Below are 22858 nucleotides of genomic sequence, written 5' to 3' on the forward strand. Positions count from 1 at the left end.
GCAGATTTGAACCTATGACCTTCAGGGAAGGAGCTTGACGAGTTGGCGGCTGCTCCGCCCCACAGCAAGATTTTACCGGTTGGCCTTTGGCAAGCCGCCTAGCTTCTAAATCGCATCACTTTGGGCCTACTTGGGGCCCGTGATCGCATCATGACGGGGTCTGACACCACTGGCTGGGCACCCGCCGTGCTTTCCGGGTATTATTCGAAATGATCCATTTTTACGTATACCGTCAACCCAAGAGGCCGAGGCCTAAGAAGGTCAAGTACCCGGCGGTTTTCCTGTTTGACGACAATTGGGACGACTACGGTTACAAGACGCTTTTTAATGCCAGCATCGTTTTCGAGGAAGGTGCGGAGGAAATCGAACTCGGGCCGGTAAAACTTCTCGAAATCGGCGACAGCCCGATCTACGCTCCGCGCATCGATGATCACTTCACAAGCCTCAATACGAATTTTTGCTCTCTCGGACAGTCAGTTCGCTACTATCGACATCTACGTGATGATCTGCCGCAAAAACTCAGGCGGGAATACCTACGAGGCTTGCGAGACATAGTGTCTCGACCAAAACAACGGCCTCGCTTTGAACAGGCTCCCGGCTTCGAAACGTCGTTGCTGCGCAATGGCAGTGCCCGCGACGCGTTGAACCGGGGTGGGTTCTATATTGGCTATCCTACGTTGGAGCTACCACCGCCGAGGTTCATGTTCGTAATGCAATTGCCCGATGCAAGCACTCCTCACGAACTCGAAGTGGATTTCCGCCCTTTTGGATCGCTCCCGCATAGGATCAATCTGCTGATCGGCCGAAATGGGACAGGGAAAACCCAACTTCTGGCGCACCTTGCACAGACCTTATACGGAGCAGGAGATATCGACGATCCGAAGACGAAACTGCACGGCACGTCCAACGTGGTAGGTGACTTTCCCGATTTCAGCAAGGTAATCGCAATATCCTATAGCGCATTTGATCAGTTTCCGATTCCCAAGCGTATTCCAAGACAACGCAGAAAATCACTCTTTGACTACAAGTACTGCGGCCTGCGGAATGCCTCTGGCGCCATTGACATAAATGAGCTCAAAACGATGCTCGACGTCGCGATGGACGCTGTCGAGCGCGAAGACCGCAACGACATACTGAGTAAGCTTGTCATTCGGCTTCTCGGCCAGGAAACAGGCGGCGAATTTGTTTCCAGCGAAGATTACCGCAATGAGGTCTTCCAAAGGCTGAGTGCGGGGCAACGGTTCATCATAGCGGTTGCCGCCGATGTAGTTGGCTTTATCGAAGAACGATCCGTCATTCTGTTTGATGAACCGGAGACGCATCTGCATCCCGGCCTCCTGAGCACGATGATTGCGATTCTCCACGAGATACTTGATGAATTCGACTCTTTCGCAATCATCGCCACGCATTCGCCTATTCTTCTGCAACAGGTCCCCCGCCGTTTTGTGCGTCTCATGAAGCGGCGCGGCTCAAGAACATCCATTACATTGCCGCCGCTAGAGACCTTTGGCGAAGACCTGGGTGAGTTGACGCGTCGGGCGCTTGATCTGGCTGAGCCTGAGATCGATTTTCATGCACTTATTGAACGGCTCCTCACTTCGGGCAAAAGCGCCGACGAAATACGTGCGATGTTTGAGCGGGGCTTACCCCTTCCCGTTGAGATCTATTTGGACTCGCTGACCGAACAGCGACGCGATGCAGCGGACTGATATGCGATACGTTCCGCCCCCTCCGCTCGCTGCGCTACCGACCATCGCTCAAATCGAAGCGAGTTGCACGGCTGCCGTCAGAGCGTCGATTGGACCTCTCCTTCCTCAGATATTGGCAGCATACACGACCTATGAGGGCGCTCGCCCCGAGCACCTCCACGAGCTGATCTCATTTGGAATGACCGTCGCGCAAAAAGAAGCCTTGCACGTCGTGTTCAAACGACGTCAAGGGCGGTTTCGGGAGCTATGGAACGGACTGAGCGATCACTTCGAGCAATCGGGCGAAAGCACCTGTCCCTACTGCAACTTCGTTGAACAATGGGAACACGATCACTATCTGCCGCGAGCACGATTTCCCGAGTTCACACTTTATCCCAACAACCTTATTCCTATCTGCAAACATTGTAACGGGAAGAAGCTGGCGCACTATCAGCGGAACGGTATCCGTCTCTTCCAGCATCTGTTTACGGAACTAAACGGCGTTGTAGGTTTCCTACGCGTTGAGGTCACCTACGATCCAAAACTCGCCGTTGAATACAGTCTCGTCCATCCTGCCGGGTTGACGGCTCAACAGTTTGCCGTTCTGGAGCTTCACTTTGAACAGCTCGATCTTGCCGATCGCTATGCGCGGCAAGCATCGACTGTTTTGGCAAAGTTGGTGAGGCAGTTCCGCACGCCAACCAGTTTGGCCCTTGGTCGAAACGCGCTCCGAAAGCGCCTAAGGCAAATGGCTTCCGATCGCGAAGCCTCCACGCCGCCCAATCACTGGGAGACTGTTCTCATGCATGAAATTGCAGCAACTGCAGACTTCGCCGATCACATCTTTGATTAGACAGAAGGAAAATATTGTTAGTTCGCAGAACACCTGACCTTCAAGAGAAGTACGACGATAGCGCCTGGGAATTCAATCCACTCAAAGCGATTGATTGCGTGAACTTGAGCTTGAGTTCGAGCGGAGGCCCCTTGCCGCATTTGGGTTACCCGTCCGGTGACTCATTAGACTGTCGATGGCTATCTGGGGCCTCTGCGGCGATCAGCCTATCCCTATAGTAAAGCTGTGACGCAAGAATAGACGGTATGGTACTTTGAAGGAATTCCATCCCTTCCAAGGATCGAAGAGATCAGATACGTTGGTCGCGCCGTGCCAAGCAAGAAGGAACTTGTCGGCTTTGGTCATCCTGATTCTCGAAGAACGCGATCTGAAAAACTGTAGGAAAATTTCGGTCTGGGCCCAGCTATCTAAAGATTCTCTTTGTGAGCGCGGACGTGGTTTCTAAAGAAGGATCGTGTTACGAAGTGTGTACTGCTTCGGCTCGTCCTGCTTTCAGCGCGTTGTAGCGCAGCTCAATATGCGGCCATAGCTCCTCCAAGAACGCGAATATCTTGGCAAGCCCCGGCATCATCTCCTCCGGCGGCCTCCAGCCAGGGTCTTTCTCCAACTCGTCTTTGATGTACGCGGCTATAGCCGTCAGCACCTTCAAGAACTGCTCGGGCGTTCTGATGATATTGCGCCGCCGTTCCTTGATTTCATCAAAGCCCCAATGCCAGGGGTAGGTCCGTTTTCGGGGACCCCACTCCTTCCAATCGTCGAATTTGTTGAGAAAGAACCGGCGCCTCCAATATTTGAGGGACCCCATCCGGTTCTCAAGCTGGCTTTCGTAGAGCCTGATAATTCGGTTGTCGTAGGCGTAGATGTAGGTTTCCCAGTCACTGTCCGAGATGTAGCTGTAAACGTCGTCGAACGCGCGGTACTCGCCGTTGAGGTCCTTCTCGTAGATCATGAGGTGCCAATTGCACCGTTGGCATACGAGCCCTCGGATGTTGAACGTCGTGAGCTTGTCACCGGTCCCGAAGAGGGGATCGTGGTCATGTTCGATGACGAGGTTGCGCTCGCGCGAACAGTGAACGCACTTAAACTTTTGCTCCTCAGCAAGCGTCACGATCAGCCGCTTGACGTCCATGTCAAGCCGGTCCCACGCCCTGAATTGCTTTTTCAGCAGGCCGCGGGGGAGCCTATTCCAAAGTACCCAGCTCATGACTTCTGTCCGAGTTGAACGGCGTGCAGGAGGACGTAAGCACTGCTCTCGGTAGAAATAAGGGAGAAGGAGGGAGAATTATGACGGAGGCGCCGTCTTGCCGCACCGTCGGGATACGTCGGCTTATTCTTTCCTGCCTGACGGGCAGCACCGCTGCCCCTGGCCTTCGCCGAGAACGGGGGTAGCAAGTGCAAGGAAAGCGAAGTCTCGCCAGCGACTTTTTTTGGGGGGACCATTAGGGGGAGCCAAAACCCGATAGGGCGCGCCCTTGCGCGCACGAGAGCAGCGCCCCTTGTCTATTTATATAGGAATTTCAATTATTTACAAGATATTTTCCGCGCCACCGCGTTTTCGGTCTGGAGAATACTAATTTCCCAAGCAACCAATCCGGTTGCTCTGAAAAATAGGAATACTGAAATGAAATGCGATGAACTTAGATCTCTTGAGCAACGCATCCCGACGATGACACTCGCCGAACTGGACGCGTTAGCGACGGCTCTGAAGGCACTGCGCGAGACGGTTACACGCGAGCAACGCAAACACCGCGGCCAGCGGGGCGCTGGCGTGCTCGGCGTCAACGGCCAAATCTTCCGCAAATAACCGGCATTGCTTAGCGGCGACCGTCACGGAAGTGGCGGTCGCTCAAGCATTTCCCCACTTCGCGCGAGCATTACCTTCGGCCAAGACCCGAAGGGGCTTGGGTCCGGCGTCTTGGCCGGACTAGCGCCCGGTCGCCCTGCGACGCGCCCTAAGGAGAGTGGATAGCGCGCCCGAAGAGATTCGAACTCCTGCGCCATCGCCCGGTCCATGATCCATCTCATCCGTCCCGGCGGTTAAACCGGGACGGTGAGTGAGTTATGACAGAAGTGGTTGCGGGGACCTGCAACCATCTCAAATTGCTATTTGAGGCAGCCACCTGAACAGGTGGATCGGTCGGTCGATCCGTGGGCGATAATTGAACCGAAACGCCAGCGACAAACTGCGGTGGATATGGATGGAGAGTCGCGGTCGTCCTGCGACCCTTGCGTCCCGAACGTAAGTAACAAGCGGAAAGATCAATAAAATCAATGAAGTTCGCTTGCCATTGACCACCCTTATCGCCGTTTGTTCACGGCGTTTCGGTGGTCAATCGGTGGTCAGCTAACCACGCGTTGGGGCTACAGTTCGCGGCACTATGAAATCATTAGCCGCCTTCGCGCCTCCCCCGCTACACATACTCTTCGCGCTATAGACAAAAACGGCCCGTACGTAGCGCGCCTTAACGCGGGTGATCGACGATCAGCGTCGGGGGTTCGAGTCGGGGGGGCGATTCACCTGATTCCCCCCTCCCCCCACGCCCTTGTTTACACCATCATACGGCAACGAAAAGCCGCCTAGTGTGCGGCGCTCGCTTCACACAGGGGAGGGTTCGATCCATTGTGCGGTCAGCATTCAATGACTTAGCCCGTAAACTGCCCGGATATGCCCGACGAAGAGAGGGAAATCGATCGTTTTGAGCTTGGGCCCTTGCTGACCTCACGACTACCCATCGGGATCCAGGCAAATACGGGCTAGAAAAAATAGAGTACCTGCGCGCCGCCCTGTAAGCGCTTAAATCAATGATCGTCGCCGTATCTGTCATTTTTTTGTCGCCCCATTTTCGAGAAACGACCATCGTAATATCGGTTTGGTGACGGACAAGGTCTCTCGAGACTAAACAACGTCTGTTACGTGGGAGGTTGATTAAGGACAAAACATTTTTGCGGCAGCATCGTTGAAGGCAAGATGAGGTTGCTGATTTTTCGTCCAGCAGAGCTTGCTTCAGTCTGACGCTCCTTGCGCTCGTTCTCAGATTTCAGTGAAGCGCCTGGTCGACCGCGTCCGCTATCCGGCGCATCGCCTTGCCGGTCGGGTGAAATCCCATGGGACCAAAACTCAGCGGCGTCGTGGGCATCGTCCAACCGAAGACCCATGGTTCGGCCGAACAGATATCGTGCCCCTTGGTGACCTCCGATGCTTCCACAATGGTCGCCCTCGATCGTTGGGCAACGTCGAACGTGACAGCCTTGAGACGATCGGAGAGTAAACGGATCTGGTCGAGTTCGTCGGTCGTTATCGGAAGACGATCGGGGCACTGGCCGGCGTCCGGCAGTACGGTTGCATAGTCGACGAAGACGAGCGTCGCCTGAGGCGAACGTCGATGCACTTCGTCAGCGATTCGGAGCATCGTTCCTTCGAGGCCTTCGAGCTTCTGCTGCACTACCTCTTGCGGTGTCACCTTGCAGACTAGTAGCCGCCAGATCGCATCGATTGCCTTTGGCCGCGACTCGCAGGACCAAGCGAACAGATTGCCCAAATAGGAAATATCGTTGCCACCAACCGTAACAGTCACCAGCTTGGTGCCAGGGCGAAGCGCGTCGATCTGGGGGCCTTGAAAAAACTGCCCACCATCGAGCACGTTAATCGCCGTGGCGCCGCTACAAGTCATATCCGTGAGGTTGAGGTTACGCTTGGCGCTCAGCAGGTGAGCGTAGTTGGCGGCGGACCTGTCACACAACACGGGAGCGTTAGGGTCGATAGGTGTGATGCCCGGACCTGCGCCGAAAGAACTGCCAAGTGCAACGTATTCCGATGTGCCCGCGGGCGTACGCTTGCCGTCATAGACGAGCCATCCGATGCCGGCCGCAGCGAGCCCTACCAAGAGCGCGACCAGTAGCCCAACCGCCTTCAATGCCTTCCCCATCTCACCCCCACGAGTATAGCGCCAAGCTCAAGCATTCTCGACCTTCAACACCCGGGCTGTGTTCGCGCGAGTGCGCCGACAGGCATCGGCGTCGGTTTTGAGGTCGATGCCGTAGGTCGGGATCATCCGCTTGAGGGCCGGCAGCCAGGCGTCGTTGGTCAGCTTGTCGGCGAAGCAGGTCTGCAGCACTTCCATCGCAATGAAGGCCGCGGTCGAGGCGCCCGGCGAGGCGCCGAGCAGTACGACCAGCGACTTGTCGGCGGCGGGAATAAGCTCGGTGCCGAACTCCAGCGCTCCGCCCAGCCCCGAAAGGCCCGGCCCCCGGTCCGGCTTGATGACCTGCACGCGCTGGCCGGCGACGGCTTCCTTCCAGTCGGCCCTGTCAGCCTTGGGAAAGAATTGCTTGAGCGTGGCGAACTGATGGGCCGAGCTCTGCAGCACCTGGGCGATGAGATATTCGGTCAAGTCGATATTGTTCTTCGCAACATCGAGGATCGGCAGGACGTTGGAGGCGGTGATCGCTTCGAACAGATCGGTCCACGAGCCGTGCTTGAGGAACTTTGGCGAGAAGCCGGCATAGGGACCGAACAGCAGCGACTTCTTGCCCCCGATTACGCGTGTGTCGAGATGAGGCACCGACATGGGCGGCGAGCCGGTCGCGGCCTTGCCATAGACCTTCGCCTGGTGGCGGGAGCTGACGGCATCGACATCGCATCGCAGCCAGATCCCGCTGACCGGGAAGCCGCCATAACCCTTGCCTTCGGGAATGCGCGACATCTGCAGGAGGTCGATGGAGGCGCCGCCAGCGCCGACGAACACGAACTTGGCCGAAACGCTCTGGCGTGTGCCGTCATAAGTGTCCTCGACGCTCACCCGCCAACGGCCATTCACCCCGCGCTCCAGCCCGACAACCTTGCGGTTGTAGTGCACCTCGAAGCCGTCCTGCGCCGCAAGCTGTGCGACGAGCAGATGGGTCAGCGCGCCATAGTCGACGTCCGTGCCGGTGATGATGCGGATCGCGGCGACGGGCTGATCCGTGGCGCGGCCTTCCATGATCAGCGGCACCCACTCGGCGATTTTTACCGGGTCCTCGCTGTATTCCATGCCGTGATAGCAGTGGTGTTCCGACATCGCCTTGTGGCGCGCCCGCAGGAAGGTGACGTTCGCGTCACCCCAGACGAAGCTCATATGCGGGCACGGATGGATGAAGGCGCGCGGGTCCGGGATCGCGCCCTTTTGCACCAGGTGCGCCCAGAGCTGGCGTGAGATGTCGAACTCGGTATTGACCTCGAGCGCCTTGGAAATGTCGATGCTGCCGTCCGGCCGCTGCGGCGTGTAGTTCAGCTCGCAATTGCCGGCATGGCCGGTGCCGGCATTGTTCCAGCCCTGCGAGCTCTCCTGCCCACAATCCTTCAACGTTTCGTACATGACGACGGCAAGCGAGGGCTCGAGCTCCTTGAGCACGGTGCCGAGCGTGGCGCTCATGATGCCCGCGCCGATCAGTACGACGTCGGGGTTGTCCGAATTCTGGATTGGCATGAGTACACTCCGGAAAGATCAGGTCGAGCTTTTGGAGGGAACGAAGCCGAGATCGGCACCGTCCTCGTAGACCACATAGGCGCGGCGCCAGGGCTCATCGCCGATCAGCCGCCATTTGTGCCCTGTACCGGTATTGTCCTGCGCGATGAGGACGTCGCCGGGCCGGATGGTGAAGGTGGCACCTGACTTGGTCTCGAATTCGAGCGTGCCCGCGAGCGTGAGCACGTAGCGCGGCACCGGGTCCTTGTGCCATTCGAACGATCCGCCCGAGGCGGTCTCACGAAACGAGATGTTCTTGGCTGCCACCGGCGAGCCGACGAAGTCGCCGCGCTCGCCCTCGGCAAGTGCAATGGTGCCCTCCTCGAACACCGAGTTGCCGTCGTCGCCGGTCCATATTCTGATGCATCGGATCATGATCGCCTCCTGTTATCTCAAGCGCCCGCGAGGCCGCGACCGACCATGGCCAGCGGCTTGATGGTGTTATCGAACAGCGCAGCGTCAACCTTGCCGGAGGCAAGCGCGGCCTCGCGCAGCGTGCTGCCGTCTGCGATCGCCTTCTCAGCGATATGTGCGGCATTCTGGTATCCAATGACGGGGGAAAGCGCCGTCACCAGCATCACGCTACCCTCGACATATGAATCGATCTTCTTGCAGTTGAGCTCGGTGCCCTCGACAGAAAATTCGCGGAATTTCGCGCAGCCGTCGGCGAGGATGCGGGCGGAGTGGAGGAAATTGCTGATGATCACCGGTCGCATGGCGTTCAGCTCGAAATTGCCCTGGCTACCGGCAATGGCGACGGTGGTATCGTTGCCGATCACCTGGATAGCGATCATCACCAATGCCTCGCACTGGGTCGGGTTGACCTTACCCGGCATGATCGAAGAGCCCGGCTCGTTGGAGGGCAGGATCAGCTCGGCCAATCCGCAACGCGGTCCGGAGGCCAGCCAGCGCATGTCGTTGGCGATCTTCATCAGCCCGACGGCCAGTCCGCGCAGGGCGGCATGCGCCCGCACCATCGCATCCAGCGAGCCTTGCGCGGCGAACTTGTTCGGCGCCGTGACGAACGGCTTGCCGGTCAGATCGGCGATCTTTGCCGCAACATCCACGGAGAAGCCCTTCGGCGCGTTGAGACCGGTACCGACCGCTGTTCCGCCCACCGCGAGCTCGTAGAGGCCCTTGCGGCTGTCCTCGATATTGGCCATCGCGGCGCGGATCTGACCGGCCCAGCCGTGCCACTCCTGGCCGACGGTGAGCGGCACCGCGTCTTCCAGATGGGTGCGGCCGATCTTGACGACATCCATCCAGCCATCGGCCTTGCGCTCGATGGTATGCACCAGCTTCTCCACCTGCGGCAACAGACCGGCATCGATCGCCTCGACGGAGGCGATGTGCATCGCAGTCGGAAAGGTATCGTTCGACGATTGGCCCATATTGACGTCGTCATTCGGGCCAACGGGATGCTGCGAGCCAAGTGTTCCGCCGAGCAGCTGGATCGCGCGGTTCGAAATGACCTCGTTGACATTCATGTTCGACTGGGTGCCCGATCCCGTCTGCCAGACGAAGAGCGGGTAGTGGTCGTCGAGCTTGCTGGCGATGGTCTCGTCCGCGGCGCGGACGATGGCATCGCGTTTCCAGTGGGGTAATCGGCCGGCCGCGGCGTTGACAAGGGCGCAGGCCTTCTTGACATAGCCATAGGCGTGATAGACGGCCTTCGGCATACGGTCGTCGCCAATGTCGAAATGGTGGAGCGAGCGTTCGGTCTGCGCGCCCCAATAGCGATCGGCGGGCACACCGACCTCGCCCATGGAGTCGAATTCACGCCGCATTCCGGTGGCGCCGATGCCGATCGGAAGGTCGCGGATGGCAAAGGTCTCTCGTTCGGATGTGTTCACTCGACAGCTCCTCGCATTCCGGGAATCGTCAATCGCGTGGACGCGCGCGCTCCGGCTTGCGACATCCTGGCGCGGACGACGAGCGCCAATGTGCAGTATCCGAACCCGAGGCCGAACAGCGTCAGCAGCTGCGGCCTCACGACGGAGAGCGGCGCCCCAAGTTGTGAGAGCTCGACGAAGCCTATGATCGCGGAGGTGCTGGGCACGAATTTCGCCAGCAACCGGATTGCCTCCGGCATCATCTCGGCCGGCCACGTAAACCCGGACATCATGAGAAACGGCAGACCGACCGCGGCCACGCTGAGCTGGGCTATCAATGGCGTGCGGAACAGGCTGGCCAGCAGCATACCGAGGCCGCTCACTGCGAATACGAAGGGAACGGCGAAAACAACGATCGCCCACACGCTCCCGAGCCGAGGCAGACCGTAGGCATAGGGCAGCACGACGAGATAGGTCGGCACCACGACGGCCTCAAGGAGCATGTAGGCGATCAATTTTCCAAGGACGATGGTCACGTCGGACGGAGGATCCGGCATGATCTTTCGGAAGTCGGCGCCCGGTGACGTGCCCAGCAAGCAGACTCCGATCAGCAGCGTCTGCTGCAGGATCAAGACCAAGGCTCCCGGAAGGATGTAGGTCGCATATCCCGCTTCCGGGTTGAAGATCGGCACCGAGGTCAATGGCATCGGATTGGTCGCGGCAGCGGCGATCACCGGGTCGACGCCGATGTCGACGAGCCGTTGTGCTTCGACTTGGGTGCCGACGGTCTGCGCCACCGCGGAAACCGCGCCGGAGATGCGCTGGAACACCAGGAAATAGCTGGCATCGCCATAGAGCGCGACGGGCGACTGGTGGCCGTGCAGGAGCTCCCGTTCAAAGTTGTCGGGGATCAACAGAACCCCTTCGATCTTTCGGGCGAAGACCTCGCGCTCGGCGGTCGCGATATCCGGAAGCCGATAAGCCACCGCCACGTCGGAGGTGGCGTCCACCTGGCGCACGAACTCCCGACTGGTCTCCGTTCCATCCTGGTCGATGACCGCGATCGGCAGCTTCCGGAGGACTTCATTGATATAGGGCTGCGGATACATCACGGCGTAGATGGCCACTGCCACGATCAGCGCCGAAAACGCCGCCCGCAGCTCGAAGATGCGACGAAACTCGCGTCCGACCACCGCCAAGAGCCCGGTCATGTGCCGCCTCCCGCGACAGCTCGTGCAACACGGGTTCGGCTGCGAAGCACCTCGAGACGCCAGGCCGTGAGAATCACCAGCGTGATCACGAAACAAGCCAGCACGAGGATCGGCTTGAGTGACAGGTCGACCGGCGTACCTCGGATGGTCTGGTCGATGCGGGCGTTGAGATACCAGGTTCCCGGCAGGATCGCGCCCCAGGCATATGCGAAAGTGCCCATGCCGATGCGGGGAAATCCGACCCCCATGTAACCGAAGGCCGGCGAGGTCAGGAGCGCCGCAAAACTCACCGCGCGGGCCGTCGGGAAGAACAACGCGAGCAGCGCGCCTATGAACTGCCAGCTCAGGATGAACAGGATACTGGCGGAGACCAGCAGCCATCTATGACCATTCAGCGGCAACCCGAATACGTGAAATAGAGCGAAGTCCGCGATGTCGAGGACGCCGAGAAACAGGATGGTGTAGGGCAGCACCTTGCCTGCCATGGCCTTCCACAACCCGTTGCCGAGCCACCTCAGTGTCCGGAAGCGGTGCGGTGTTTCCGCATCCAGCCCGACCGAATATGCCGTAGACGCGACAATGACGATCTGGAGGATGGTCGGCACCAGAGCCGCGAGCAGGAAGTAGATGTAGTTCAAGGTCGGGTTGAACAGCGCGTTGGTCCGCACCGGAATAGGCTGCACGGCGGCCTCCGCAACGTCGACGGGCTCCCCCTCCGATGTCCGCAATTGTATCTTGATCCCCGCCGCTACGGCGGGAACCGCCGCACTGACTCCGCGCGCGACGAGATTGCCGATCGTGAGTTGCTGGGTGTTGTAGAAAAAGACCACGTCCGCCGAGCGTCCCGAAAACACGTCCCGCTGCAGGTTCTCCTGAAGCAGCAGAAGGCCGTGAACGCGCCCCGAAAGGATCAAGGCGCGACCCTCACCCAGATCGCCGACCCGTGCCGCAATCATCGTGTCCGGCGCCGCGTCCACGGCCCGCACGATCGAGCGCGAAAGATCGGAATGATCCAGATCGAGAACCGCGATGGGCAGGCGCGTGGGCAATCCCGCACTGAACACCGCGGTCAAGATGCCGATCAGAGCGAGAGGAAGCATGGTCGTCAGAACGAGGAGGAAGCGCCGACGGCGCAGCCAGTGAAGCTCGCGCCAGAAGACGAGCAGGAATCCGGGTTTGATCGCGCTTCTGGGCAGCACGTCACCGCCCCCCGCGCTTCCACGCGATGATCGCGCTCATGCCAGGGCGAAGCCCCTGGATCGGTTGCTCTGCGCGGGTTCGCACCTCGAAGGTGCGCAGGTCGAAATTCCCCGTAGCGCGGGTCGCACGCCAGGCGGCGTACTCGCCCTGGACGTTGATCACCGTCACGCGCGTGGGTATCGTGACCGAATCCAACGCCGGTATCATCACGTCCAGCGTATCGCCGATCTTCAGGCCATGAAGAAGATCTTCCCGCACATTGAATGTGAACCAGAGGTCGTCCATGTTGATCATGGAGAACAGGGGGGCGCCGACACTGAAGTTTTCCCCAAGCGAGGCGATGCGCGTGATGATCTGGCCCGAAGTGGGGGCCCGAATTGCAAATTCGTCAACGTCGACGATGCGTTGTCCCAGGGTCGCTTCGGCCTGCTTGACCTGGCTCGCAGCAAGATCGCGCTCCTCCTTGCTGGCCCCTTCGATCGTCAGCTGCAGGTTTGCCTCGGCGGCATCCTTCCTTTGCGTCGCCGCATCCAGATTGTGCTGCGCCTGATCCACGCTGGCCTGCGGCGTATCGCCGGTCCGCTTGAGCTCTTCCTGTCGGTTGAAGGTTTGGAGGGCGAGCGTCACATCGGCCCGGGCGGCATCCACTTCCGCCTTTTGAGCCGCCACGTTTTCGGGGCGGACGGTCTCTATCTTCGCGAGGTTGGCTCGCGCTACCGCTAAAGCTGCGGCGGCCGCCGCTCTGGCGGAAACCAATTGAGGACTATCCAGCATCGCCAGAATGTCGCCCTTCTTCACGTCGTCTCCGACGTCGACGTTGAGCTTCTTCACCCGGGCAGCGACGCGCGAACTGACGTCGACCCGATTGGACGACACCTCTCCCTGAACGATCAAGGGCGGCGGCAAAGTGGCAAACCAGAACGCGCCCGTTAAAGCGGCCAGCAGAACCAGCAATCCGAGCCACCGCAGCACTTTGCCTCGGGTCTTCATCGATCGAACTTCCAGGTCATCGGATAGCGTCGTCTTCCGAACGGCTTGCGGAACGGCCCTTTCATCGCTCCCACAGACACTTTGGAGGTGCCTAATACTCATCGGCTCGCCCGGCAGGTTTGCCTCCGAAAATCGCGTAGACGACGAGCGTGTAGCCCAGCGTGATCGGCAATGCGAAAATGCCCGCGCCCCAAAACATGAAGTTCAGGCTTGCCGGTGGACTCGCCGCCTGTTCGACCGTCAATGCGAACGGAATCATGTAGGGCCAGAACGAGACTGCCAGCGTGCCGAACGCGGCGATGAAGATCATTGCCGCCATCCCGAAGGGCAGCCCGTCGTGCTTCCTCGAACGGATGGCCTGAGCCAGAACCAGCACTGCCAGGAGACCGATCAGCGGGAAAATCGCTAGGTACGGCCGTTCAAGCCACCGGTGCATGATCGGAAGATTCTTGGTGACGGAAAGCACGAACACAGCGACCAGGAAGGCGAGCACGCTCGCCAATAACCACGGAAGGACCCCGTAAGCCCGCTTTCGCAGATCGTCTTCGCAGGTCCTCACCAGCCAAGCGGCACCCAGCAGCGCATAGCCCAGGCAAAGACCGAGCCCGCACAGCAGTGCGAACGGATTGAGCCAGTGAAGCGGGCCACCGACATACCTGCCGTCGACCAGCGGAAGGCCCTGAACGAGTTCGCCCACCGTCACGCCTTGCAGAAACGACGCCAAGAAGGATCCCCCGGCAAATGCCAGATCCCAGATCCATCGCGTACCTGTGGCCTTGTCGCGAAATTCGAAGGCGACTCCTCGCAGGATGAGGGCCCCCAGCATCAGAACAACGGGAAGATAGAACGCCGCCAGTACCGCTGCGTAGACCTTGGAAAATCCCCCGAAAAGGATCGTTGCGGCGATGACGAGCCAGGTTTCATTGCCGTCCCACACCGGAGCAATCGACATCAGCATCCGCCGCTTGTCGCGCTCGTCGCGCGCAAACCCCGAGAGGATGCCGACCCCGAGGTCGAAACCATCGAGCAAGACGTACAGCAACATGACGAGCGCAAGAGCCGCTGCCCAGAACAGGATCACGATCTGCTCCCCCGCTCCGGAAGATCGGCCGACGAAACTGGGCCGCCGGCAGCGAAAGCCAACGGACGTTTCGGGTTGACGGCTGCAAACGGTTTGGCGACAGGGCCGGCACGAAGCAGCCGATAGATGAAGAAGGTGCCGAAGCCGAAGATCAACGCGTGAACGCAAACGAAGAAAGCCAACGACGCTACGGCTTGGGGCGAGGTCAATGTCGGCGTTACCGCGTCTGCCGTGCGTAACACGCCGTAGACGGTCCAGGGTTGGCGGCCGACCTCGGCCGTGAACCAACCGGTCAGGATCGCAACGAACGGCAACGGGAAGCAGCAAAAGATCGTCCAAAGCAGCCTTCGGTTCATGTCGAGGCGATCGAGGACCATCAACAGCGAGCCGAACCACGCCACCGCCATCATCAGCAACCCGCAACCGACCATGATGCGGAACGCGAAGAACGGAATGGCGACCGGCGGCCGGTCGGAGCGTGCGAAACTGGTAAGGCCGATCTCCTTCGAATCGGTGGTCATGGTCGCTATCAGGCTGCCGAGCACAGGTATCTTCAGCTCGTAATGATTTGTTTCGCGAGACTCGTCCGGCAGCGCAATCACCACCTCGCCCGCGGGTTGCTCGTCGTGCCAGCGCGCTTCGATCGCGGCGAATTTCGCCGGCTGAAGATCATGCACGTAATCGCCGTTGAAATGACCAAACAGAAGCTGGATCGGGATCAGGACGGCCGCAAGGTACAGACCCATGGCCAACATCGTCTTGCCTTCAACAGCATACACGCGCCCCAGGCGGAACCATGCGCCGGTTGCGGCCACGCAGAATGCGCCGGTCAGATACGCCGCAAGCAGCATGTGGGGAAACCGTACCCAGACCACGCGGTTGAATATGATCGCAGCCCAGTCGATGGGAACGTACAGGCCGTTCTGGACGGCGTAGCCCGAAGGCGCCTGCATCCAGCTGTTGTTCACCATGATCCAGAACGCGCTGAAGGTGGTGCCCAGCGCGACCATCACAACGGATATGAAATAGAGCGATGGGGGCAGACGCGGTCGGCCGAACATCAAGACGCCGAAAAATGACGCCTCCAGAGCGAACGCCGTAAAGCTCTCATAGGCCAACAGGGGCCCTTGGATCGGTCCAGAGGCCAGGGAGAGCTGGCTCCAGTTGGTGCCGAACTCAAAGGCCATGACGATGCCGGAAACGACGCCGAGACCGAAGGCCACCGCAAAAATTCTCAGCCAAAAGTCGAACAGCCTTCGATAGACCGGCCGTCCAGTACCGAGGTTCAGGCCCTCAAGCAAAGCCAGCCACGCGGCCAGGCCGATCGTGAATGAGGGAAAGACGATGTGGTACGAGATCGTGAATGCGAACTGGATGCGCGACAGGATCAGCGGCGTCAGGTCCATCGGAGGTCTCGCTTATCTCATCGCGTGAGGTTGACCTCGGCAAGGTCGATCAGTTCGCGCGCGCGCCCGTCCATCACCGCCTTTGCCATGAACAATCCGAAGCTTTTCGCCTCGGCGAACGTCGTCTTGGGTGGCATGATCAGCTCCTGTCGTGCGCTGACGACGTCCACGAGCGCCGGCCCGGCATGCTCGAAGGCGGCGCTCAACGCCTCCTTGAGATTTTTCGGGTCTTCGACCCTGATGCCCTTGATTCCCATGGCCTGAGCCATCGCCGCGAAGTTCGGATTGCGGAGATCACAGCCGCTGTCGATGAAGCCGCTTGCCTTCATTTCCAGCTCCACGAAGCCCAGCGTGCCGTTGTTGAGGAGAATAACCTTCACCGGCAAATTCATCTGGCTAAGCGTGAGGAAGTCGCCCATCATCATGGCAAACCCGCCATCCCCGGACATTGAAATGACTTGCCGCCCCGGGTAGGTCGCCTGCGCACCGATTGCCTGCGACAGGGCGTTCGCCATCGAGCCGTGGTTGAAGGAGCCGATCAGGCGGCGTTTGCCGTTCATTTGCAGGTAGCGTGCCGCCCACGCAGTCGGCGTGCCGACGTCGCAGGTGAAGATTGCGTCTTCGTCGGCCAGTTCGTTGACCAATCGCGAAACAAATTGCGGGTGGATTGTGCTGCTCTTCGGATTGCTTTCAGCGAGATCGTCCAGGGCGCGCCGTGCACGCTTGTAATCCGCGACCGAGTCGTCAAGATGGCTGGTATCGCTGCGTTGTGTGAGACGCGGCAGCAGGCTCTTCAGCGTCGCCTTCACGTCGCCGACGAGGCCGATCTCCAATCCACAGCGGTTGCCGAGCGCCTCTGGCCGGAGATCGATCTGCGCGACCGCAGCACCCTGCGGATAGAACTGCCGATAGGGAAAATCCGTTCCCAGCATCAGCAAGGCGTCGCAGTTCTTCATGGCCCTGTAGCCCGACACGAAGCCGATCAAGCCGGTCATTCCGACGTCGAAAGGGTTGTCGTATTCGATGTGCTCCTTGCCTCGCAGCGGATGAACGATCGGCGACTTCAGGATTTTCGCCAGCTCGATCACCTCATCATGGGCGCCGGCACAGCCGGCCCCACACAGGAGCGTCACGCGTGACGCGGTATCCAACATGGCCGCCAATCGATCCAGGTCCTTGTCGGTGGGAACGACGGCCGGCGCGGCGGGTAGCAGAAAGGGCGGCGGTGTTGCTGTTGTGGTCTCGAGCGCGACGTCACCCGGGATGACGACCACTGCGACGCCCCGTTTGGCGATCGCAGTTCGCATCGCCCGTTCGAAGACCTGCGGCGCCTGAGCAGCGCTCGAAACGAGCTCCACGTAGTGGCTGCACTCCTGAAACAGGTTTTCCGGATGCGTGGCCTGGAAGTAATCTATTCCAATCTCGATGCTGGGAATGTGCGCCGCGATTGCCAGCACCGGTACCCGGGAGCGGTGACAATCGAACAGACCATTGATCAGGTGAAGATTGCCCGGGCCACAGCTTCCAGCACAGACGGCCAGCTCACCCGTCAGGTGAGCTTCCGCTCCGGCGGCGAACGCGCCAGCCTCCTCGTGCCGCACGTGGATCCAGTCGATCCCGCCCTTGCGCCGGAGAGCATCCGTAAACCCGTTCAACGAGTCACCGACGACTCCATATACCCGTTTGATACCGGCCTGTTTGAGCGCATCGACCATGAAATCTGCGACGGTCTTCGACATGATGAAACTCGCTGTAAGTGTTGTTCCGGATCGCCTGCGGACAGATGAGTGCCGATCAATCTCTCGATCTTATGGATCAATCGCGAAGGACAGGCCCGTAAGATTGTGAGAGATGACGTTAGAAATTGAGAGCACCTCATCGCCGCGATCATGCGGCGGCTAGGGACCGTGGAACCCAGCGCCCCGAGTAAGCTGGCTGCTCTATCTCAGGCCAATGCAGGCAGGTCTGCTCCACTGGAAATATCAACGCGCCAGCGTCAATCACGCGACGGTGAACATGATCCGGCCCCCGCGGGATGGTGACAGCGGGCGGGGCCACGTACTAGGCTTTATCGGTTCGTGAGAGGCAATACTCCCCCTTCCCGCGTCGCCTCCGGGTATCGCCTGCGTGGAGGATGATGATGCCCCACTCTCAAGAGACTGCTCGGCGTAACGCACGCGATCGGGTGTGCCACAGCGTGATGACCTTTGGTCCATTTCGGCTGTTCCCCACCGAGCGACGCCTGGAGAAGGAGGGCGCGCCGCTCAAGCTCGGCAGCCGGGCTTTGGACATTCTGATACTTCTGGTCAATCGTGCGCCCGACGTCGTCGACAAGCGCGAGTTGCTCGCTCACCTGTGGCCGGACGGAACGGTCGAAGAAGGAGCCCTTCGTTTCCAGCTACGTTCGCTTCGCAAGGCGCTCGCCGACGGAATTGAGAACAATCGCTATATCGTAACTGTCGCAGGCCGAGGCTATTCCTTTGTCGCGCCCGTTTCGACCGGCGCAATCGCCCATGTCGGCGGGCAACGTTCAGAGCCGCTCGGCGCTGGGCGGCTTCCCTCAGTGCCGGCCCGCGTGTTCGGGCGCGACGACGCGGTGCAGGCGATTTCCGCGGAGGTCATGACAAATCGCTTTGTCTCCATTGTTGGCCCAGGCGGGGTGGGAAAGACCACGGTTTCGGTGTCTGTCTGCCGTGAGCTTATGCAGCTGTTTGAGGGGGAGGTTCATTTCGTGGACCTCGGTCCATTAAGCGACGCATCGCTCGTGCCCGCGGTTGTGGCGTCTTCGCTTGGCATCTTTGTCAATTCCGACAATCCGCTGCGGGAGTTGCTGGCCTCGCTCCACGACCGCCGTATGCTTTTGGTGTTGGATAGTTGCGAGCACGTCATCGGCCCGGTGGCGATACTGGCCGAAGCGTGCGTCAACGAGACCGCGCAAGTCCACGTGATTGCCACCAGCCGGGAGCCGCTCAGGGCCAAGGGAGAGCATGTTCATCGGCTGCCACCGCTCGGCTACCCACCGGAAGGACCTGACCTGACGGCCATGTCAGCGATCACGTACCCGGCCGTCCAGCACTTCTTGGAGCGGGTGATCGCCAGCGGCCATCGGTTCGCGTTGGATGATCACAATGCGCCTATCGTCGGTAAGATCTGCCGCCAGCTGGGTGGCATCGCGTTGGCCATCGAATTCGCAGCACCTCGCGTCGCTGCCTTCGGGGTGGAAGGACTGGCGAAACAGGTGGACGGCCGCAACGGACTACTGTGGCAAGGGCAGCGAACGGCCGTGCCGCGACACCAAACGCTGCGCGGCACGCTCGACTGGAGCTACAATCTTCTGAACGATCATGACCGCCGGGTCTTTTGCCGCCTATCGATCTTCGAGGGGCAATTTTCGCTGCACGCCGCACAGGCTGTCATACAGGACTACGAAACCGATCGCGAACAGGTTGCCGAAGCCATCGCGAGCCTGGCTTCCAAATCGCTCTTGATTGTCGACGCGAGTAAGGGATCGGCGTCGTATCGCCTCCATGATATCACACGCGCCTTTGCTCTTGAGAAACTATCGAAGTTTGGCGAACTGGATGACACGGCGCGTAGGCACGCATTGTTCTTTCGAGATGTTCTCAGGTCGCGCTTAGGCATGGCCCTTTCCACCAGCCCTGACCTGAAGAGCCATTTGACCAACGCGCGCTCGGCCTTGGAATGGGCCTTCTCCGAGACAGGAGACGCCACGATTGCCACAGAACTGGCCGCAGCATCTGGGCCATTGTTTCTTGCAACGTCGCAGCTGATTGAGTGCCGCACGTGGAGCAGGAGAGCGATTGCGGCCCTACATGTAAGCATCCAGGGCGACCGAATGGAATTGGCGCTCTATACGTCACTCGCCATCTCTCTGATGTTCACCATAGGTAATGGCGATGAGGTTCGTGCTGCGCTAACCAAGGCGGTCGCACTGGCCGAGACCTTGGAGGATTCCTATCAACAGGTTCGGTTGTATGCGTGCATCGTTATATTTAGGTTGAGGATCGGTGAATTCGATTCCGCCTTGCGCCTCGCGCAGCGCAGCGAGACGGTTGCCAGAGAGACTGCGGACCCCGCGGTTATCGCCGTTGCTGACTGGCTGCTTTGCATGTCATACCACGTCGTGGGCGGGCACGGATTGGCGCTGGCGCACGGCGACGCAGCATTGCGATACTCAGCCACATCCGATTGGGCATCCCACTTTCAGCCCGGCTACGACGTCCGCATTCTCGGCCTCACCGCGCTGGCGCGCTCCTTGTGGATTGGAGGATTGGAACGGCGCTCCTTCGACGTGACGCGGCAGCTAATGGAAGAGGCAGGCACAACCCGGCAGCCGGTGCCGCTCTGCCAGGCTTTGATATGCGCCGTGACGATCTGTCTCTGGGCAGAAGAGTTGTCAAATGCCGAACGGATCGCCGACCGCCTGCTATCCCAAGCCAAGAGGTACTCGCTCGCTCCATACCGGACTATTGGCCTTGGACTGCAGGGGGAAATTGCGGTCAAGCGTGGTGATGCGGCTACCGGTGTTCAGCTCTTGCGGGCATGCCTTGATAGCTTGTCCACACATCAACACCGGACGCTCGCGCCCGCGATCGTGTGCAGCCTTGCTGAAGGAATGGCGGAGCTCGGAAGATCTTCCGAGGCGTTGTCACTGATCGATCAAGAGATCGTCCGGGTTGGCGATGTAGAACGCTCCTACGCAGGCCCGGAGCTTTTGCGTGTCAGGGGCCGTCTGCTGGCGGCCTCGCGGCAGAACTTCGAGGAAGAAGCGAAGGGCTATTTTCGTCGTGCGATCGCGTGCGCCCGCCTACAGCAGGCGACTACTTGGGAAGCAAGGGCCGAACGTGATCTTGCATCGCTGTCACGCGGGACCGGGACATCAGAGGGGGCGCAAGGCAATCTCCTCGCATGTCGATGCCCGCAGGAAAGTTCGCATAACGCCGACTTACATGCTGTAGCCCGCCAGCTGAGTAGCATGGCCGGCACGCTTTCCGCTGGCGACAGTGATTCACTCGAAATTTCTGAAAAGCCACCCGAGTGGAGAACAGCTTTCACACTCCAGATAAAACGCTCCGAACGCCCGCAAGTGTCGACATCCCGTCGTGACATCATTTCCCGGTAAACGCAGTGACCGCCGGTACGTGGTCGCGGAAGCAGACTGTGTCCTTGGCATCGCCCCCAACTTGTCTATCGCGGCGAGCGACAGGGCTGCCGCGAGCGAACGGCCCGCTTGGCACCATACCCAGACGCCGATGAAAATGAGATTATGACGCCAACGCTAATTACTGCGGCAATCCTCGTTGCCATCACGGCGATCGGCATTTTGAGCCTCCGCGGCTTTCCTGTTCAGGTCCGGATCGCATTCGATGCCGCACTCTTCACCGCGATCAGCATCTACCTGGTTCGACGAGACGTGTCTCCAGTCTTCGCCGCTCCAGCCGGCGCGCTCGACAGCGCAGCTCTATGGATGCGCGCCATAGGCGGCGCATGGTGGGTGCTCGGCGCGCGGCTCATCGTCACGGCGATGTCGCTCAGCTTCCGTCGCAATAGCCGAGCCAATCAGACCACCTTGTTCTCGGATCTTTCCGGAGCAGCGATCTACATTGCAACCGCCCTTGTTGTCCTGAATTCGGTGTTTGCGCTGCCCGTCAATGGCTTGTTGGCGACCTCGGGCGTGGTTGCGATCGTGCTGGGTCTGGCGCTCCAAAATACGCTAGCCGACGTGTTCGCGGGAATGGCCGTCGGCGTGGAGGCACCTTTCGGTGTCGGCGATCGAATACAGATCGATGAAAAGTTGGAAGGTCAAGTCGTGCAGGTGAATTGGCGGTCGATCCATATCCAGACGGACGGCGACGACATCGCAATCATTCCAAATAGCCATGTCGCCAAGGCCCAGATCATCAACAGGAGTTTCCCAGGGCAACGCCGCGCAGCATCCGTCGAGCTCTCTTGCCCTGAAAGCGCGCATCCCGAAAATGTCGTCGAAACCTTGCAGCATGCGACCATGCTCTGTCCCGAAATTCAACGACAGCCCGCGCCAACCGTTGTTCTCACCCGACTGGGACCGAAACGGAACCTCTATAAGATATCTTTTTTCGTCGCGAACTCAGCGCAGTTGGGCCCAGCACAGGATGCACTCCTCCGGTGCTCGCGCCGGCAGCTATATTATGCGGGCTTTCTGGAAGCGACCGAGCAGCTGACGATGAACTGGACCGATGACTTCAGCAGGGGTCATCGGCTATTGCGTGACTTGGTGGTGTTGGAATGTCTCTCCAATGCTGAGATAGAGGAACTGGCGCATTCGCTAAAGTGTCGCCTGCTCGAGTCCGGTGACATCCTCTTTAAGCAGGGTGCCGTTGACGCGACGTTATACATCGTTGCGTCAGGCATCCTGGAATTCACGCGCGAGGTAGAAGGTGTTCCGATCGAGACCATCGGCTGCGTCGGCGCTGGCGAATACGTCGGGGAAATGGGACTTCTTACAGGGACGTCTCACGCAGCTACGGCCACAGCGCGTACTCATTGCCGGATTTACTATCTACCTCGCGACGCCGTCGCGGCCCTCATCTCCAAAAATCCAGAATTGACGAACGCGTTCGAGAGAGCGGCAAAACACGGCGCCGACACACTGCATCGTCAGGTCGCAGTCCGGGCGGCTGGCGCCGCCGCTATGGACAATCGTCTTCTGCCCCGAATTCGGAGCTTCTTCCATTTCGGATCAGCATGACCGGTTAAGGCCATGTATCGTCGAGTTCACCCAAAAGGACCCTTCGGCATCTTGGTCCTCGATCGACTCCCGGGCACCACCAGCAATGAGCTAGTCTATCCATTCGATGGAGCCTGATAGATCATAGGGATCCTGCTTCGGCGGTCCCTTAAGCGACCTGTTTTACAAAGGCTGAGCCAGACTTGCCTCTCATTGCCTGATGCAGATCGGTCGCGACCGCTACCACTGGGAGTATGAAGTCGCAGAGAATCGTCGTTTGGCGTGCAAAATCGTACGAATGGTAGCGGGGGAGCGCTACCGCCTTTCCCCACACCAAACACACCTACGATATCTCATCCAATCCTT

Annotated in this window: 16 protein-coding genes; 5 read left to right on the forward strand and 11 right to left on the reverse strand. The window is 59.6% G+C overall.

Annotation, left to right across the window (positions count from 1 at the left end; genetic code table 11):
* Positions 1–209: 209 nt before the first annotated feature.
* On the forward strand, positions 210–1709 hold the full coding sequence (locus QXZ85_RS17635; RefSeq protein WP_315727466.1) for an AAA family ATPase: 1500 nt from the start codon (positions 210–212) through the stop codon (positions 1707–1709).
* Positions 1710–1887: 178 nt separating this feature from the next.
* Positions 1888–2541, forward strand: coding sequence for an HNH endonuclease (locus QXZ85_RS17640; RefSeq protein ID WP_315727464.1), 654 nt, complete (start codon positions 1888–1890; stop codon positions 2539–2541).
* Positions 2542–2998: 457 nt separating this feature from the next.
* Here QXZ85_RS17640 and QXZ85_RS17645 read toward each other — a convergent pair whose 3' ends face one another.
* A complete protein-coding gene (locus tag QXZ85_RS17645) occupies positions 2999–3745 on the reverse strand; it encodes an endonuclease domain-containing protein (protein ID WP_315727462.1) in 747 nt (248 codons plus the stop codon).
* Between the two features lie 417 nt (positions 3746–4162).
* Between QXZ85_RS17645 and QXZ85_RS17650 the strand changes: the two genes are divergently transcribed.
* The gene (locus tag QXZ85_RS17650) at positions 4163–4345 is read left to right on the forward strand and encodes a hypothetical protein (protein WP_315727461.1); all 183 of its coding nucleotides are present in this window, start codon (positions 4163–4165) and stop codon (positions 4343–4345) included.
* Between the two features lie 1234 nt (positions 4346–5579).
* Here QXZ85_RS17650 and QXZ85_RS17655 read toward each other — a convergent pair.
* The 10 genes from QXZ85_RS17655 to poxB all read right to left on the reverse strand — a co-directional run bounded on the left by QXZ85_RS17655 (position 5580) and on the right by poxB (position 17504).
* Positions 5580–6467 carry an SGNH/GDSL hydrolase family protein gene (locus QXZ85_RS17655; protein WP_315727459.1) on the reverse strand — a complete coding sequence of 296 codons (888 nt, stop codon included), beginning with the start codon at positions 6465–6467 and terminating at the stop codon, positions 5580–5582.
* A gap of 27 nt (positions 6468–6494) precedes the next feature.
* Positions 6495–8006, reverse strand: a complete 1512-nt coding sequence (gene mqo / locus QXZ85_RS17660; protein ID WP_315727457.1) for a malate dehydrogenase (quinone) — start codon at positions 8004–8006, stop codon at positions 6495–6497.
* An 18-nt stretch (positions 8007–8024) separates the two neighbouring features.
* A complete protein-coding gene (locus tag QXZ85_RS17665; RefSeq protein ID WP_315727455.1) occupies positions 8025–8420 on the reverse strand; it encodes a cupin domain-containing protein in 396 nt (131 codons plus the stop codon).
* Between the two features lie 17 nt (positions 8421–8437).
* A complete protein-coding gene (fumC, locus tag QXZ85_RS17670) occupies positions 8438–9832 on the reverse strand; it encodes a class II fumarate hydratase (protein ID WP_315727956.1) in 1395 nt (464 codons plus the stop codon).
* A 62-nt stretch (positions 9833–9894) separates the two neighbouring features.
* Positions 9895–11088: an ABC transporter permease gene (locus QXZ85_RS17675; protein ID WP_315727453.1), complete on the reverse strand. Its 1194-nt coding sequence runs from the start codon at positions 11086–11088 to the stop codon at positions 9895–9897.
* Positions 11085–12287, reverse strand: a complete 1203-nt coding sequence (locus tag QXZ85_RS17680; RefSeq protein ID WP_315727451.1) for an ABC transporter permease — start codon at positions 12285–12287, stop codon at positions 11085–11087. The genes QXZ85_RS17675 and QXZ85_RS17680 overlap by 4 nt, the downstream gene beginning before the upstream one ends.
* Position 12288: 1 nt before the next feature.
* Positions 12289–13278, reverse strand: coding sequence for an HlyD family secretion protein (locus tag QXZ85_RS17685; protein WP_315730369.1), 990 nt, complete (start codon positions 13276–13278; stop codon positions 12289–12291).
* Positions 13279–13369: 91 nt separating this feature from the next.
* Positions 13370–14359: a cytochrome d ubiquinol oxidase subunit II gene (gene cydB / locus QXZ85_RS17690; protein WP_315729230.1), complete on the reverse strand. Its 990-nt coding sequence runs from the start codon at positions 14357–14359 to the stop codon at positions 13370–13372.
* On the reverse strand, positions 14356–15765 hold the full coding sequence (locus QXZ85_RS17695; RefSeq protein ID WP_315729229.1) for a cytochrome ubiquinol oxidase subunit I: 1410 nt from the start codon (positions 15763–15765) through the stop codon (positions 14356–14358). The genes cydB and QXZ85_RS17695 overlap by 4 nt, the downstream gene beginning before the upstream one ends.
* Before the next feature lie 17 nt (positions 15766–15782).
* Positions 15783–17504, reverse strand: coding sequence for a ubiquinone-dependent pyruvate dehydrogenase (gene poxB / locus QXZ85_RS17700; RefSeq protein ID WP_315729228.1), 1722 nt, complete (start codon positions 17502–17504; stop codon positions 15783–15785).
* Positions 17505–17965: 461 nt separating this feature from the next.
* Here poxB and QXZ85_RS17705 point away from each other — a divergent pair, with 461 nt between their 5' ends.
* Both QXZ85_RS17705 and QXZ85_RS17710 read left to right on the forward strand, forming a co-directional pair.
* Positions 17966–20908: an ATP-binding protein gene (locus tag QXZ85_RS17705; RefSeq protein ID WP_315729232.1), complete on the forward strand. Its 2943-nt coding sequence runs from the start codon at positions 17966–17968 to the stop codon at positions 20906–20908.
* A gap of 144 nt (positions 20909–21052) precedes the next feature.
* Positions 21053–22513, forward strand: coding sequence for a mechanosensitive ion channel family protein (locus QXZ85_RS17710; protein ID WP_315729227.1), 1461 nt, complete (start codon positions 21053–21055; stop codon positions 22511–22513).
* Positions 22514–22858 lie beyond the last annotated feature (345 nt).

Source organism: Bradyrhizobium sp. SZCCHNGR1005, assembly GCF_032489995.1.
Taxonomy (GTDB): domain Bacteria; phylum Pseudomonadota; class Alphaproteobacteria; order Rhizobiales; family Xanthobacteraceae; genus Bradyrhizobium.